Source organism: Variovorax sp. WDL1, from assembly GCF_001541225.1.
Lineage (GTDB): Bacteria > Pseudomonadota > Gammaproteobacteria > Burkholderiales > Burkholderiaceae_C > Variovorax.
This window is the reverse complement of the sequence record NZ_LMTS01000132.1, coordinates 210-15111: the sequence shown is the minus strand read 5'-3', so window position 1 is coordinate 15111 and position 14902 is coordinate 210. Positions and strand designations below refer to the sequence as shown.

Below are 14902 nucleotides of genomic sequence, written 5' to 3'. Positions count from 1 at the left end.
TCAGGCCTTGGCCGGTGCCGTGGGCACATACCCGGGAATCAAGGCTTCGAACTCGTGCCTGAAATGCTTGATCATGGCCCGCACCGGCATCGCGGCGGCGTCGCCCAGCGCACAGATGGTGCGCCCCTGGATGTTGTCGGCGACCGAGTTCAGCAGGTCCATGTCGCCAGCCTTGCCGTGGCCGTTGTGGATGCGGTCCACCACGCGCCACAGCCAGCCCGTGCCTTCGCGGCAGGGAGTGCACTGGCCGCAGGACTCGTGCATGTAGAAGTACGAGAGTCGCTTGAGCGACTCGACCATGGAGCGGCTGTCGTCCATCACGATCACCGCGCCCGATCCCAGCATGGAGCCGGCCTTGGCGATGGAGTCGTAGTCCATCGTGCATTCCATCATGATCGATGCCGGCAGCACCGGCGCCGACGAACCGCCGGGGATCACGGCCTTCAGCTGGCGGCCCTTGCGCACACCGCCCGCGAGTTCGAGCAGCTTCGAGAAGGGCGTTCCCATCGGCACTTCGTAGTTTCCGGGCAGCTCCACGTCACCACTGACGGAGAAGATCTTGGTGCCGCCGTTGTTGGGCTTGCCGCACTCGAGGTAGGCCGGACCGCCGTTGACGATGATCCAGGGCACCGCCGCGAATGTCTCGGTGTTGTTGATGGTGGTCGGCTTGCCGTAGAGGCCGAAGCTGGCCGGGAACGGCGGTTTGAAGCGCGGTTGGCCCTTCTTGCCTTCGAGCGATTCCAGCAGCGCCGTCTCTTCGCCGCAGATGTAGGCGCCGAAGCCGTGCGACGCATGCAGCTGGAAGCTGAAGCTGCTGCCCAGGATGTTGTCACCGAGGAAGCCAGCCGCCCTTGCCTCTTCCAGCGCCTCTTCGAAACGCTGGTAGGTCTGGAAGATCTCGCCGTGGATGTAGTTGTAGCCCACGCTGATGCCCATCGCGTAGGCCGCGATGGCCATGCCCTCGATCACGATGTGAGGGTTGAACTGCAGGATATCGCGGTCCTTGCAGGTGCCGGGCTCGCCCTCGTCCGAGTTGCAGACCAGGTACTTCTGCCCGGGGAACTGGCGGGGCATGAAGCTCCACTTCAGGCCGGTCGGGAAGCCTGCGCCGCCGCGGCCGCGCAGGCCCGAGGCCTTGACCTCGGCGATCACCTGCTCTGGCGTGAGGCCCTCGTCGAGGATCTTGCGCAGCGCCTTGTAGCCGCCGCGCGCTTCGTAGTCGGCCAGGCGCCAGTTGGTGCCGTCGAGGCCGGCGTAGATCTGGGGCTGGATGTGGCGATCGTGGAAGCAGGTCTGGACGCCGGTTGCCTGGAACTGCGAGAGCACTTGTTCGGGCGTCATCATTGCGCGCCCTCCGACTTGGCACCGCGCAGGCCATCGACCAGCTGGTCGAGCTTCTCGTTGCTCATGAAGCTGCACATGGTGCGGTCGTTGACCAGCATCACGGGCGAATCGGCACAGGCGCCGAGGCACTCGCTCTGCTGCAGGGTGAACATGCCGTCGGCGGTGGTCTCGCCCATCTTGATGCCCAGCTTCTTCTCGAGATGCGCGAGCGCAACCGCGCCGTCGCGCAGCTGGCACGGCAGGTTGGTGCAGACGTTGAGCTTGAACTTGCCCACCGGCTGCTGGTTGTACATGTTGTAGAAGGTCGTCACCTCATGCACGGCGATCGGTGCCATGCCGAGGTAGGCGGCGATCTCGCGCTCGCGCTGGACGCTGACGTAGCCCTCGTCCTTCTGCACGATCGTGAGCAAGGCCATCACTGCCGACTGCTTGCCGGCCGGCGGGTACTTGGCGACCTCGCGCGCGAAAAGCGCCAGGGTGGCGTCAGACAGCGGCGCCTGGGTGCTGTGGGTGGTGTCGGAAGTCATTCGTTCGCTCACCTGTCGATCTCGCCGAAGACGATGTCCATGGTGCCGATCACCGCGACCGCATCGGCGATCATGTGGCCGCGCGACATTTCGTCGAGCGCTGCCAGGTGCGGGAAGCCGGGCGCACGGATCTTCAGGCGGTAGGGTTTGTTGGCCCCATCGCTCACGAGATAGATGCCGAACTCGCCCTTGGGGTGTTCGACGGCCGCGTAGGCCTCCCCTTCGGGGACGTGGAAGCCTTCGGTGAAGAGCTTGAAATGGTGGATCAGCTCCTCCATGTTCGCCTTCATCGATTCGCGCGCAGGGGCGGCCACCTTGTGGTTGTCGGTGATCACCGGGCCGGGGTTGGTGCGCAGCCAGGCCGAGCACTGCTGGATGATCCGGTTGGCCTGGCGCATTTCCTCGACGCGCACCAGATAGCGGTCGTAGCAGTCGCCGGTCTTGCCGACCGGAACGTCGAACTCCATCTTGTCGTAGACGTCGTAGGGCTGCTTCTTGCGCAGGTCCCATTCGACGCCGGAGCCGCGCAGCATCGGGCCGGTGAAGCCCAGGTTGAGGGCGCGTTCGGGCGTGACCACGCCGATGCCGACGGTGCGCTGCTTCCAGATGCGGTTGTCGGTGAGCAGCGTCTCGTACTCGTCGACCATCTTGGGAAAGCGTTTGCAGAAGTCGTCGACGAAATCGAGCATCGAACCCTGGCGGTTCTCGTTGAGCTTTTCGATCGCCTTGGCGTTCTTGATCTTGCTGACCTTGTACTGCGGCATCGCGTCAGGCAAGTCGCGGTAGACGCCGCCCGGGCGGAAATACGCCGCGTGCATGCGGGCGCCCGAAACCGCCTCGTACAGGTCGAACAGGTCCTCGCGCTCGCGGAAGCAATAGATGAGCATGTTCATCGCACCGCAGTCCAGGCCGTGCGCACCCAGCCACAACAAGTGGTTCAGCAGGCGCGTGATCTCGGCGAACATGACGCGGATGTACTGCGCGCGCAGCGGCACCTCGAGACCCAGCATGCGCTCGATGGCAAGGCAGTAGGCATGCTCGTTGCTCATCATCGAGACATAGTCCAGCCGGTCCATATAGGGGAGCGACTGGATGTAGGTGCGGCTCTCGGCGAGCTTCTCGGTCGCGCGATGCAGCAGGCCGATGTGCGGATCGGCGCGCTGGATCACCTCGCCGTCGAGCTCGAGCACCAGGCGCAGCACGCCATGCGCCGCAGGGTGCTGAGGTCCGAAGTTGAGCGTGTAGTTCTTGATATCGGCCATATCGGTTTCAGTGCAATCCGCCGTAGTTGTCTTCGCGAATCACGCGCGGGGTGATCTCGCGCGGCTCGATCGAGACCGGCTGGTAGATCACGCGCTTCTGCTCCGCGTCGTAGCGCATCTCGACGTGGCCGGAAACCGGGAAGTCCTTGCGGAAGGGATGGCCGATGAAGCCGTAGTCGGTCAGGATGCGGCGCAGGTCGTCGTGTCCCTCGAAAACGATGCCGTAGAGGTCGAAGGCTTCGCGCTCGAACCAGGCTGCGGCACTCCAGATGCCGGTCAAGGAGTCGACCACCGGCAGGTCCTCGTTGGGCACGAAGACCTTCAGACGCACGCGCTGGTTGAGGCTCACGGAGAGCAGATGGGAGACCACGCAGAAGCGCTCGCCTTCCCACTCGCCTTCGCGGTAATCGGAATAGTCCATGCCGCAGAGGTCGATCAGCTGCTCGAACCTGCACCCGGGCGCATCGCGCAATACCCGCGCGGCCTCGAGGTAGTCGGCGGCACGAACCACCACCGTCACTTCGCCGAGCGCGACGGTTACGCTCTTCGCCTTGTTGCCGAGGGTCTCGGCAATCTGGGCCTGCAGCGCCTCGGGAGAAATCGCAAAGTCGGTCATCGTCTCTCGCTTCTAGGCACGTGCGATCGTGTTGGTGCGGCGAATCTTCTGCTGCAGCTGAATGATCCCGTACAGCAGCGCCTCCGCGGTGGGCGGGCAGCCTGGCACATAGACATCGACCGGCACGATGCGATCGCAGCCGCGCACGACCGAGTAGCTGTAGTGGTAGTAGCCGCCGCCGTTGGCGCACGAGCCCATCGAGAGCACCCAGCGAGGCTCGGGCATCTGGTCGTAGACCTTGCGCAGGGCCGGCGCCATCTTGTTGCACAGGGTGCCGGCCACGATCATCAGATCCGACTGGCGTGGGCTCGGGCGGAACAGCATGCCGAAGCGGTCGATGTCGTAGCGAGCGGCGCCCGCGTGCATCATCTCCACCGCGCAGCAGGCCAGGCCGAAGGTCATCGGCCAGAGCGATCCCGTCTTGGCCCAGTTCACGACCGAGTCATAGGTCGTGGTGACGAAGCCTTCCTTCATGACGCCTTCAATGGCCATCGTGGTTCCTTGTCATTCCCAATCGAGGGCACCCTTTTTCCATTCGTAGACGAAGCCCACGACGAGGATGGCGAGAAAAATCATCATGGCCCAGAAGCCGACCGGACCGATCTGCTTGAGCGCGATCGCCCACGGGAAGAGGAAGGCGATTTCGAGGTCGAAAAGGATGAAGAGAATCGCCACCAGGTAATAGCGCACGTCGAATTTCATGCGCGCGTCCTCGAAGGCCTCGAAGCCGCATTCGTAGGGCGAATTCTTTTGGGCGTCGGGCCGGTTGGGGCCGAGGATGTAACCAAGAACCTGAGGCGCTACGCCGACACCGACCCCGACCAGGATGAACAACAGGACGGGGAGGTAGGAATCGAGGTTCATCGGGGTCTTTTACCGCTTAACGCCGACAGGAAGATGAAGCCTCCTGCCGGCGAGATTTGGTGCCGTCGGCGAGACTCGAACTCGCACAGCTTTCGCCACTACCCCCTCAAGATAGCGTGTCTACCAATTTCACCACGACGGCGGTGTTTGCATGTCCGGATGGCATGAGGAACCTATGAGGTTTTGGCTTTCCGGACAGCTTTAGAGTTTACCCTGAAACGGAGCCGTTTTCTTTTGGCGACGCACTGAAAACGACGAGGACCTTCCAGTCGCGATCCGTGCGGTCCAAAGGGTGCCGGCTTACTTGGTCGGGATCTGTGCAGCGCCCGAAGCCGGCGCGGCCGGCGCCGTCGCACCCGCTGGCGGTGCGGCGGGCGCATTGCCCGATGGAATCTGCGAGGCCGCACCCGATGCAGCCGATGCAGGTGCCGGGGCGGGCGTGCCGATCGCGGCCCGCTCGAGCAAGCTGCCCCCGCCAGTGGGACGCGCATGGCTGAAGTAGGCCAGCAGCAGGGTGCACGCGAAGAAGACCGCGGCCAGCACACCGGTGGTGCGCGAAAGGAAGTTCGCGCTGCCGCTCGCACCGAACAGGCTACCGGCGCTGCCGCTGCCGAAGGCGGCACCCATGTCGGCGCCCTTGCCGTGCTGGATCAGGATCAGCCCGATCATCGCCAGCGCTGTGAGCATCTGCACGCCTACGAGGATGTTGAGGACCACGTTCATTCGTTCTAACTCCTAAATTCGTTCGCGGCAGTGTTCAGCGTGCCGCAGCAATGATCTGCAGAAAGTCGGGGGCCTTGAGCGAAGCGCCGCCGATCAGGCCGCCGTCGATGTCGGGCTGGGCCAGCAGCTCGGCCGCGTTGGCGGCGTTCATGCTGCCGCCGTACAGGATGCGAATGCCCGCGGCATGGTCGTTCGCCGCATGGTGAAGTTGCGCACGCAGCAGCGCATGCACCGACTGCGCCTGCTCGGGCGTCGCGGTCTTGCCCGTGCCGATGGCCCAAACCGGCTCATAGGCAACCACGATCTCGCTGATGCAATGGCCATTGACATGGATCACCGCGGCCAACTGGCGCTTGACTACTTCTTCGGTATGCCCCGCTTCGCGCTGCGCCAGTGTCTCACCGACGCACACGATCGGCGTGATGCCGTTGGCGAGCGCGGCAGCGGCCTTGGCGGCCACCCCTTCATCCGTCTCGCCATGGTATTGGCGGCGTTCCGAATGGCCCACGATCGCGTAGCGCACGCCGAAGTCCTTCAGCATCGCGGCGGATTGCTCGCCGGTGAACGCGCCCTGCGGCTGGGCCGAGAGGTCCTGCGCGCCGAGGGCGATCGGCGAGCCGGTCAGCAGCGCCTGCACCTGCGACAGGTAAGGCGCAGGCACGCACACCGCGACATCGCAGGCCGGGGAGCCCACGCCCTGCAGCAGGGCCTTCACCAGCAATTCGTTGGCAGCCAGGCTTCCGTTCATCTTCCAGTTGCCGGCGATCAGCTTCTTCTTCGTCATCATGTCTTTGTCGTCGTTTACCAGGTCAGCACGATCTTGCCGATGTGCTGGTTGGATTCCATCAGCACATGAGCTTGGGCGGCGCCGCTCGGGTCGCCCTGCGCGGCGAACACGCTGTGGATCACGGGCTTGACGGCACCGCTCTCGAGCAGGGGCCACACCTTCTCGCGCAAGGATCTGGCGATCGCGCCCTTGAACTCGACCGGTCGCGGCCGCAGGGTCGAACCCGTGATGGTCAGGCGCCGGCGCAGCACGAGGCCCGCGTTGAATTCGCTCTTGGTGCCGCCCTGCACCGCGATGATCACCAGCCGGCCGTCCTCGGCCAGGCATTCGACTTCGCGCGGCACATAGGCACCGGCCACCATGTCGAGAATGACGTCGACGCCCTTGCCGCCGGTCAGGCGTTTGGCCTCCTCGGCAAAGTCAGACGTCTTGTAGTTGATTGCATGGTCGGCACCGAGCTTTCTGCAGGCTTCACACTTCTCGTCGCTGCCCGCAGTTGCGATCACGGTGGCACCGAAGGCCTTGCCGAGCTGGATCGCGGTCACGCCGATGCCGCTGGTGCCGCCCTGGATCAGCAGGGTCTCGCCGTTCTGCAGGCGGCCGCGGTCGAACACGTTGCTCCAGACGGTGAAGAAGGTCTCGGGCAGCGAGGCCGCCTCGGCATCGCTCCAGCCCTTGGGCACCGGGAGGCACTGGGCCACGGGCGCCACGCAGAGCTCGGCGTAACCGCCGCCGGCGACCAGCGCACACACGCGATCGCCGACTGCGAAGCCGGCCTCCTTCATGGCCGCGGCATCGCCCGAGACGATCTCGCCGGCGATCTCGAGGCCGGGCAGGTCCGAGGCACCCGGCGGCACCGGATAGTTGCCGGTGCGCTGCAGCACGTCGGGCCGGTTAACACCGCTGGCGGCCACGCGGATCAGCAGTTCGCCCGCACCCGCGGCCGGCGCAGGCCGTTCGGCCATGCGCAGCACCTCGGGTGCGCCGAAGGTAGTGATTTCAATGGCTTTCATGCTTTTCTCGGCTGAAGCTCCCGTCCTCGCGGACGGGCGCAGGATGGAATGACGGCAACGATGTCACCGCCCTCGCCTCTCAAACCTGGCGGTCCCCGCCAGTGGGCTCTTGCGGACGCGAGTCCTGCTCGAGGGCCACGGCCTGCTCGCCTGCCGGCTCGCCGCTGTCCATGCGCGGTGCGCGCTCGCCGCGAGGTGGACGATCGCCACGCTCGCGCCGTTCGCCGCGCTCCTCGCGCGGCGGACGCTCGCTGTACTCCATGCCGGCCGGACGCTCGGTCAGCGCCTTCATCGACAGCTTGACGCGACCCTTGTCGTCGGTCTCCAGCACCTTGACCTTCACGATCTGGCCTTCGCTGAGGTAGTCGGTCACCTTCTCCACGCGCTCGTGGGCGATCTGGCTGATGTGCAGCAGGCCGTCCTTGCCCGGGAGCAGGTTGATCAGCGCACCGAAGTCCAGGATCTTGGTGACCGGGCCTTCGTAGATCTTGCCGATCTCGACTTCCGCCGTGATCTGCTCGATGCGCTTCTTGGCCTCCTCGGCCTTGGCCGGATCGGTGGAGGCGATGGTGATGGTGCCGTCTTCGTCGATGTTGATCTGGGTGCCGGTCTCCTCGGTCAGCGCGCGGATCACCGAGCCGCCCTTGCCGATCACGTCGCGGATCTTCTCGGGGTTGATCTTCATCGTGAACAGGCGCGGCGCGAAGCTGGACACCTCGGCCTTGGCCTCGCCCATCGCTTCCTGCATCTTGCCCAGGATGTGCATGCGCGCTTCCTTGGCCTGGGCCAGGGCAACCTGCATGATCTCCTTGGTGATGCCCTGGATCTTGATGTCCATCTGCAGCGCGGTGATGCCGTTGGTCGTACCGGCCACCTTGAAGTCCATGTCGCCCAGGTGATCCTCGTCGCCCAGGATGTCGGTCAGCACCGCGAAGCGGTTGTCTTCCTTGATCAGGCCCATGGCGATGCCGGCCACGTGGGCCTTCATCGGCACGCCAGCGTCCATCATCGAGAGACAGCCCCCGCAGACCGAGGCCATCGACGAGGAGCCGTTCGACTCGGTGATCTCGGAGACCACGCGGATGGTGTAGGGGAACTCTTCCTTGGTCGGCAGGCAAGCCACGAGGGCGCGCTTGGCGAGGCGGCCGTGGCCGACTTCGCGACGCTTGGTCGAGCCCATGCGGCCCACTTCGCCGGTGGCGAAGGGAGGCATGTTGTAGTGGAACAGGAAGCGGTCTTCGTACTCGCCGGCCAAGGCGTCGATACGCTGCGCGTCACGCTCGGTGCCCAGGGTCGTGACCACGAGCGCCTGCGTCTCGCCGCGCGTGAACAGCGCCGAGCCATGGGTGCGCGGCAGCACCCCGCTGCGGATCTCGATGGGGCGCACGGTGCGGGTGTCGCGGCCGTCGATGCGCGGCTCGCCAGACAGGATCTGGCTGCGCACGATCTTCGATTCGATGGCGAACAGCAGATCGCTGACCTTGCCGGCGTCGAAGGCCTCGCCGCCTTGCTTGAGCGACTCCATCACGCTCGCGTTGGCTTCGCGCAGGGCCTGCGTGCGGGCCTGCTTGCTGCGGATCTGGTAGGCGGCGCGCAGCTTTTCCTCGGCCAGGCCCTTGATCCTGGCAACGAAGGCCTCGTCCTCGGCCGGCGGCTGCCAGTCCCAGACGGGCTTGCCGGCTTCACGCACGAGTTCGTGGATCGCGTTGATCGCAACGCCAGCCTGCTCGTGGCCGAACACCACGCCGCCGAGCATGATCTCCTCGCTCAGTTGCAGCGCTTCGGACTCGACCATCAGCACGGCCGCTTCGGTACCTGCCACGACCAGGTCCATCTGCGACTCCTTGCGGGCGCTCTGGCCTGGATTCAGCACGTACTGGCCGTTGACGTAACCCACTCGCGCAGCGCCGATCGGGCCGTTGAAGGGCACGCCGGAGATCGAGAGCGCGGCGCTCACGCCGATCATCGCGGCGATGTCGGCGTCGACTTCCGGGTTGAGCGAGAGCGTGTGGATCACCACATGCACCTCGTTCAGGAAGCCCTCGGGAAACAGCGGACGGATCGGGCGGTCGATCAGGCGCGAGGTCAGGGTTTCCAGTTCGCTGGGCTTGGCTTCACGCTTGAAGAAGCTGCCGGGGATCTTGCCGGCAGCGTAGGTCTTTTCGATGTAGTCGACGGTCAGCGGGAAGAAGTCCTGGCCGGGCTTGGCGGACTTGGAGGCGACCACGGTCGCCAGCACCACGGTGCCTTCGATGTCGACCAGGACAGCGCCGCTGGCCTGGCGGGCGATTTCACCTGTTTCGAGGACAACGGTCTTGTCGCCCCACTGGAAGGTCTTGGTGACTTTTTTGAAGAGGCTCATGTGTAGCTCCTGTTTCTTGTGGGCGGTTCGGCCTGCGGCAATCGCAGGTTCCGCGAGGATGGGGCGCCTTTCAGAACACGATGCCATTCCAGGGAAGCTCGAGGGAAAGCTCCATTGGAATGACACAGCTTCGCTCTGTACGGCACTCCTGATTCGATTCGCGAAGTAAAAAACGCCTGAGCTAGCGTACTAACCCAGGCGTTCCTTCATGCGAATCAGCTTACTTGCGCAGACCCAGCTTGGCGATCAGCGCGGTGTAACGGTCGGCGTCCTTGGACTTCAGATAGTCGAGCAACTTGCGGCGGCGGCTCACCATGCGAAGCAGGCCGCGGCGACCGTGGTGGTCCTTGGCATGCGTCTTGAAGTGCGGGGTGAGTTCGTTGATGCGGGCGGTCAGCAGTGCGACTTGCACTTCGGGGCTGCCGGTGTCGTTGGCGGCACGGGCGTTGTCCTTGACAACTTCGGCCTTGATGGAGGCTGCGATCATTTGATGAGTTTCCTGTTCCGGGATGTTTGACTTGCGGCGAGCACTGGAACTGCACTCGCCGTGCGCCTTGCGGCATGCAAAGCCTTGGGATTATATATCGGCCCTCGATCAGGGCCGGGCCTGCGCGGCGAGCCAGCCGCGCAGCCGCTCCACACCGAGTACAAGGCGCTGCGGGTCCTGGGACGCGAAGCACCAGCGCAGCCACCCCTGCGCCTGCGGTGCGAAGGCGTTGCCGGGCGCCAGGCCGAGCCCGGCCTCGGCCACCAGCCGCTTGGCCAGCGCCAGCGAATCGTCGAAGCCTTCGAGACGGAAGAAGGCGTACATGCCGCCGCGCGCTGGCGCGACCTGCACGCCGGGGAGGCTGGCCAGCAGGGGCACCAGGGTGTCGCGGCAGGTCTTCAGGTGCGCCACCACGCGCGGCGTGATCTCCGCGCTGTGCGCGAGCGCCGCGATGCCAGCGCGCTGGGTGAACACGCTGGTGCAGGAGGTGTTGAACTCGATGAGCTTGCCCATCCCATTGACCAGCGCCGGCGGCAGCACCAGCCACCCGAGGCGCCAGCCGGTCATGAGGAAGCTCTTGGAGAAACTGTGGACCACCACCAGCCGGTCATCCGGCGCCGCCACGTCGAGGAAGCTGGGCGCACATCCGTTGGACGTCGGCTCGTAGTACAGGCGCTCGTAGACCTCGTCGGCCAGGATCCAGGTGCCCGTCTGCCTGCAATGGTCGAGGATCGCCTGCTGTTCGGCGCGCGTCAGGGTCCAGCCTGTCGGGTTGTTGGGCGCATTGAGAACCAGCAGCTTGGTCGCGGACGTCACGGCCGCGCGCAGCGCATCCAGGTCCAGCGTCCACATTCCCTCTTTCGGGACCAGCGGCACGCTGCCCACGCGCGCACCCAGAATCGCGGGCTGCGCCGTCAGGTTGGGCCACACCGGCGTGACCGCCACGACCTCGTCCCCGGCGTCGACCAGTGCCTGAATTGCGAGCATCAAGGCGCTCACGCCACCCGAGGTGATGGCGATGCGCCCCGCATCGATGGCCGGATGCAGCCCACTCATGTAGCGTGCGACCGCCTCGCGCAGCTCAGGCAGCCCGAGGTTGTGGGCATAGAAGGTCTCCCCCTGTTGCAGCGACTCGATGGCCGCCCGGCGGATCGGTTCCGGCGTCACCTCGTCGCCTTCTCCGAACCAGAAGGCCAGCACGTCGGCGCGGCCCATGCCGGCATTGGCGACCTCGCGGATCTTGGAGGCTTCGAGGTTGTGAATGGCTTCGCGCATCTTGGTTCTTTCCTTGGTGTTCAGGGGCGCTGCATCTTGCAACTGGTAGGCATTTCGGCGCGCTCTGCGGGAATGGTGCGCACCACTCGGAAGCCGTAGCCGGATCCTTCGACGTCGAACTTCACGCCGGGGCTGCCCTGCCGGTCCATCACGCCCACCACCAGGGCCTGCTGGAACTGGTGGTCGGCGGCTCGCATACGGCCGCTCCGGCCGGCGAGGCTGACCTCGACGTTCTCGAGGGCCCTGGCGACCGCCACGGTATCGACGCTACCGGCGCGCTCGATGGCCTGCGCCAGCGCCTCGACGAGCAGTTGCATCCGCATGTGAACGTAGTCGTCGGCCGGCTTGGGAAAGCGCTCCCGGAACGCACGGTAGAAGCTCTCCGACTCGCGCGTCTGCACATTGGGCAGCCAGTCGGCGACCGCGACCACCCGGCCGATGCCGGCATCGCCGATAGCCGCTGGCGCGCCGAGCGCATTGCCATAGAAGGTGTAGAAGCTCCCATTGAAGCCTGCCTCGCGCGCCGCCTTTACCAGCAGCGTGAGGTCGTTGCCCCAGTTGCCCGTGACCACCGCCTGCGCCCCGCTCGCGAGGATCTTGCTCGCATAAGGCGCGAAGTCCTTCACGCGCCCCATCGGATGCAGTTCCTCGCCGACGATCTGCACGTCCGGCCGCAGTCGGGCGAGTTGGCGCTTCGACTCGCGCAGGACCGACTGGCCGAAGCTGTAGTCCTGGCCGATCAGGTAGGCGCGCTTGAGCGCGGCGTCGTTCTTCATCACGTCCATCAGCGCGGTGACGCGCATGTCGGCGTGAGCGTCGAAGCGAAAGTGCCAGAAGCTGCAGCGCTCGTTGGTGAGAACGGGGTCGACCGCCGAGTAGTTGAGGAAGAGCACGCGCCGCGAGCCGTCGCGCTCGTTGTTCTTCTCGATCGCATCCAGCAGCGCCGCCGCCGTGGCCGACGAGTTGCCCTGCAGCACGATGCGCGCGCCGTCGTCGATGGCCGCGCGCAGCGCCGACAGCGCCTCCTCGTTCTGACCCTTGCTGTCGTAGCGGTCCAGTTGCAGGAAACGCGCGCCGCCCGGCAGCTTGACGCCGCCGCGCGCGTTGACGCGCTCCACGGCCCAGAGCAGGTTGCGGAACACCGCCTCTCCGGTGTTGGCGAAAGGCCCGCTCATGCTTTCGACCAGCGCCAGCCGGATGGGCCCGACATGCTGCGCGTACGTCGCCGAGGCCGTGGCCGCGCATAGCGCCGCCGCAGCGAATTTCAAGGCCGCGCGACGGCAAATAAAGCTGGAAGAACTCATCTTGAAACGCCTCCCGCCGCGCCTAATTGAGGTGGCAAGCGGCACTCTGTTGAAAGGCCGCGCAGTGTAAGGGACACACATTTCCTGTCCCCATTGTGTTCATCCAGGAGTACCACGCCATGTTTTTCGCCCCCGTCCTTCGCACCCCCCGCTTCGTGCCGCATGCGTATGACCGATTGGTCTCCGATGCCTTCGTCGCCGCGCGCCGCTCGCTCAACGTCGAGCAAGACGACAAGAGCTGGACGGTGACCCTCGACGTCCCCGGCTTCGCGCGCGAGGACCTCACGATCGGCATCGAAGGTGCCGTCGTCCGTATCGAGAGCAAGGCCGACGCCAAGCGCAAGTTCAAGGCTGCCTACGAGCTGCCGCAGGACATCGATGCCGCTGCCAGCGAGGCCAAGCTCGAGAACGGCGTCCTCACGCTCAAGCTCGGCAAGCAGCTCCCGGTCAGCAATGTGACCCAACTCGCGATCCACTGAGCGGTGCGCACGGTGTCTCGAAGACGCTAAAGCACAACAAGCGCAATGGGCCGGTAACTTTTTGTTGCCGGCTTTTTTTATTCTTGAACACAAAATATGTGCCAAGAACGTCACATTTGTGGCGTTTTGAATGCTTTCCTTCTTACTCGCCAACCCCGATGCGGGCTGCGAATCGGCAAAAAAAAATCACACGCGCTTGATGAAGCACCCATGAAAACGCACCTGAAACCCGCCAGCAACGATGCGCGCTCGGACACCCTGCTGGTGTTCCTGCCGGGAGCTTTCCTGAAGCCCGAGGAATTCGAACGCGAAGGTTTCATCAGTGCGGTCCGGGAGCGCGACCTGGCGGCGGACGCCCTGCTGGTCGATGCCGACGTCTCCTATTACTACGACCAGACTTTCATCGAGCGGCTGCACCACGACATTCTCCAGCCGCAGCGAGCCCTGGGCTATAAGTCGCTCTGGCTGATCGGCATCTCGATCGGCGGCTTCGGCGCCCTGATCCACGAACTGGCCAAGCCCGGTGCAGTCGACGGCATCGTGGCGCTGGCCCCGTACCTGGGGCGACGCCCGCTGGGCGCCGAGATCCACAAGGCCGGCGGCCTGCGCGCCTGGAAGGCACCCGAGGGGCCGCCGCCGGACCAGGAGGTCGATCGCAAGCTCTGGCCCTGGCTTCAGCAATACGCCGCCGCGCAGCCGGCCAAGGAGTTGCCGCCGCTGTACCTCGGCTTCGGACTGGCCGACCGCTTTGCTGCCAACCACCGCCTCCTTGCCGACGCCCTGCCGGCCGGGCGCGTGTTCACCACCGAGGGCGGACACGACTGGCCGCAGTGGTCGCAGCTCTGGCGCAAGATGCTCGACGTGCTGCCGCTGCCCTCGCACGGCACCCGCAGGCATGCGCCTAGCCGAACTGCGGCTCCGGCACACCCAGCGAGGCCAGTGGCCATCGCGGCTTGACGTCGAAGGCGTAGCGATCCGTCGCGGCCTGCAGGCCTGCCTGCAGGCGCATCGCGGCGGCCATCGCGATCATGGCGCCGTTATCGGTGCAAAGATGCAGCTCGGGGTAGTGCACCCGCACGCCGCGCCTGGCGCAGGCTTCGTCCAGCTGCGTGCGCAGCTCGCGATTGGCGCCCACGCCGCCGGCGACCACCAGGCGCTTCAGGCCGCTCTGCTCGAGCGCGCGTAGGGATTTCTTCAGCAGCACCTCCACAATCGCCGCCTGGGTCGAAGCTGCCAGGTCGGCCTTGCGCGCATCCAGCGCGTCGCCGAGCTTGCGGACCTGCGTCAGCACCGCCGTCTTGAGCCCGGCAAAGGAAAAGTCGAGATCGCCGCTGTGCATCAGCGGCCGCGGCAGCTTGAAGGCCGCGGGATCGCCCTGCTGCGCCAGCTTGGCCAGCCACGGGCCGCCCGGATAAGGCAGGCCCATCAGCTTGGCACTCTTGTCGAAGGCCTCGCCGGCCGCGTCGTCGATGGTCTCGCCCAGCAGCTCGTAGCGTCCCACGCCGTCCACCCGCATCAATTGCGTGTGGCCGCCGGACACCAGGAGCGCGACGAAAGGAAATTCGGGCGGATCGGCGCTCAGGAAAGGCGACAGGAGATGGCCCTCGAGGTGATGCACGCCAAGCACCGGCCTGGCCAGGGCCGCCCCCAGCGCGCAGGCCACGCCCGCGCCCACCAGCAGCGCGCCGGCCAGCCCCGGCCCACGCGTGTAGGCGACGACATCGATATCGGGCAACCCACGCCCGGCCTCGGACAGCACCTGCTGCGCCAGCGGGAGCACGCGCCGGATATGGTCGCGGCTCGCCAGTTCCGGCACCACGCCGCCATAAGCCTGGTGCATCGCGATCTGGCTGTGCAAC

General features: G+C 65.6%; 16 protein-coding genes and 1 tRNA gene. 2 read left to right on the top strand and 15 right to left on the bottom strand.

Annotated elements, in window-relative coordinates; all coding sequences use genetic code 11:
• From nuoF to APY03_RS18195, 14 genes are all read right to left on the bottom strand, one after another.
• Positions 1–1344 carry an NADH-quinone oxidoreductase subunit NuoF gene (gene nuoF / locus APY03_RS18260; protein WP_068678768.1) on the bottom strand — a complete coding sequence of 448 codons (1344 nt, stop codon included), beginning with the start codon at positions 1342–1344 and terminating at the stop codon, positions 1–3.
• Positions 1341–1871: an NADH-quinone oxidoreductase subunit NuoE family protein gene (locus tag APY03_RS18255; protein WP_068678766.1), complete on the bottom strand. Its 531-nt coding sequence runs from the start codon at positions 1869–1871 to the stop codon at positions 1341–1343. Before APY03_RS18255 ends, nuoF begins: the two co-directional genes overlap by 4 nt.
• A gap of 8 nt (positions 1872–1879) precedes the next feature.
• A complete protein-coding gene (locus APY03_RS18250; protein ID WP_068678764.1) occupies positions 1880–3133 on the bottom strand; it encodes an NADH-quinone oxidoreductase subunit D in 1254 nt (417 codons plus the stop codon).
• Positions 3134–3140: 7 nt separating this feature from the next.
• Entirely contained in the window at positions 3141–3749 is a 609-nt protein-coding gene (locus tag APY03_RS18245; RefSeq protein WP_068678763.1) for an NADH-quinone oxidoreductase subunit C, read from the bottom strand.
• A 12-nt stretch (positions 3750–3761) separates the two neighbouring features.
• Positions 3762–4241 carry a NuoB/complex I 20 kDa subunit family protein gene (locus APY03_RS18240; RefSeq protein WP_021008163.1) on the bottom strand — a complete coding sequence of 160 codons (480 nt, stop codon included), beginning with the start codon at positions 4239–4241 and terminating at the stop codon, positions 3762–3764.
• A gap of 12 nt (positions 4242–4253) precedes the next feature.
• A complete protein-coding gene (locus tag APY03_RS18235) occupies positions 4254–4613 on the bottom strand; it encodes an NADH-quinone oxidoreductase subunit A (protein ID WP_068678761.1) in 360 nt (119 codons plus the stop codon).
• A 57-nt stretch (positions 4614–4670) separates the two neighbouring features.
• Positions 4671–4755 (bottom strand) — tRNA-Leu (locus APY03_RS18230).
• Positions 4756–4913: 158 nt separating this feature from the next.
• Positions 4914–5336, bottom strand: coding sequence for a preprotein translocase subunit SecG (secG, locus tag APY03_RS18225; protein WP_068678759.1), 423 nt, complete (start codon positions 5334–5336; stop codon positions 4914–4916).
• A 34-nt stretch (positions 5337–5370) separates the two neighbouring features.
• Entirely contained in the window at positions 5371–6123 is a 753-nt protein-coding gene (gene tpiA, locus APY03_RS18220; protein WP_174262798.1) for a triose-phosphate isomerase, read from the bottom strand.
• Positions 6124–6137: 14 nt separating this feature from the next.
• The gene (locus APY03_RS18215; protein ID WP_068678757.1) at positions 6138–7136 is read right to left on the bottom strand and encodes an NAD(P)H-quinone oxidoreductase; all 999 of its coding nucleotides are present in this window, start codon (positions 7134–7136) and stop codon (positions 6138–6140) included.
• 79 nt (positions 7137–7215) lie between these two features.
• Positions 7216–9498 carry a polyribonucleotide nucleotidyltransferase gene (gene pnp, locus APY03_RS18210; RefSeq protein WP_068678755.1) on the bottom strand — a complete coding sequence of 761 codons (2283 nt, stop codon included), beginning with the start codon at positions 9496–9498 and terminating at the stop codon, positions 7216–7218.
• A 220-nt stretch (positions 9499–9718) separates the two neighbouring features.
• A complete protein-coding gene (rpsO, locus tag APY03_RS18205) occupies positions 9719–9985 on the bottom strand; it encodes a 30S ribosomal protein S15 (protein ID WP_007837783.1) in 267 nt (88 codons plus the stop codon).
• A 108-nt stretch (positions 9986–10093) separates the two neighbouring features.
• Positions 10094–11284 (bottom strand): pyridoxal phosphate-dependent aminotransferase, encoded by a 1191-nt coding sequence (locus APY03_RS18200; protein ID WP_269475651.1) that lies wholly within the window; start codon positions 11282–11284, stop codon positions 10094–10096.
• On the bottom strand, positions 11281–12564 hold the full coding sequence (locus tag APY03_RS18195) for a branched-chain amino acid ABC transporter substrate-binding protein (protein WP_068678751.1): 1284 nt from the start codon (positions 12562–12564) through the stop codon (positions 11281–11283). The genes APY03_RS18200 and APY03_RS18195 overlap by 4 nt, the downstream gene beginning before the upstream one ends.
• A 119-nt stretch (positions 12565–12683) precedes the next feature.
• On the opposite strand from APY03_RS18195, the gene APY03_RS18190 reads away from it, so the two are divergent.
• A complete protein-coding gene (locus APY03_RS18190) occupies positions 12684–13043 on the top strand; it encodes an Hsp20/alpha crystallin family protein (RefSeq protein WP_068678749.1) in 360 nt (119 codons plus the stop codon).
• 210 nt (positions 13044–13253) lie between these two features.
• Positions 13254–14000, top strand: a complete 747-nt coding sequence (locus APY03_RS18185) for an esterase (RefSeq protein WP_068678747.1) — start codon at positions 13254–13256, stop codon at positions 13998–14000.
• Here the strand turns inward: APY03_RS18185 and tsaD are convergent.
• Positions 13945–14902 (bottom strand): tRNA (adenosine(37)-N6)-threonylcarbamoyltransferase complex transferase subunit TsaD (tsaD, locus tag APY03_RS18180; RefSeq protein WP_157103424.1); only part of this gene is annotated, 958 nt, incomplete at its 5' end. The two genes, APY03_RS18185 and tsaD, sit on opposite strands and share 56 nt — an antisense overlap.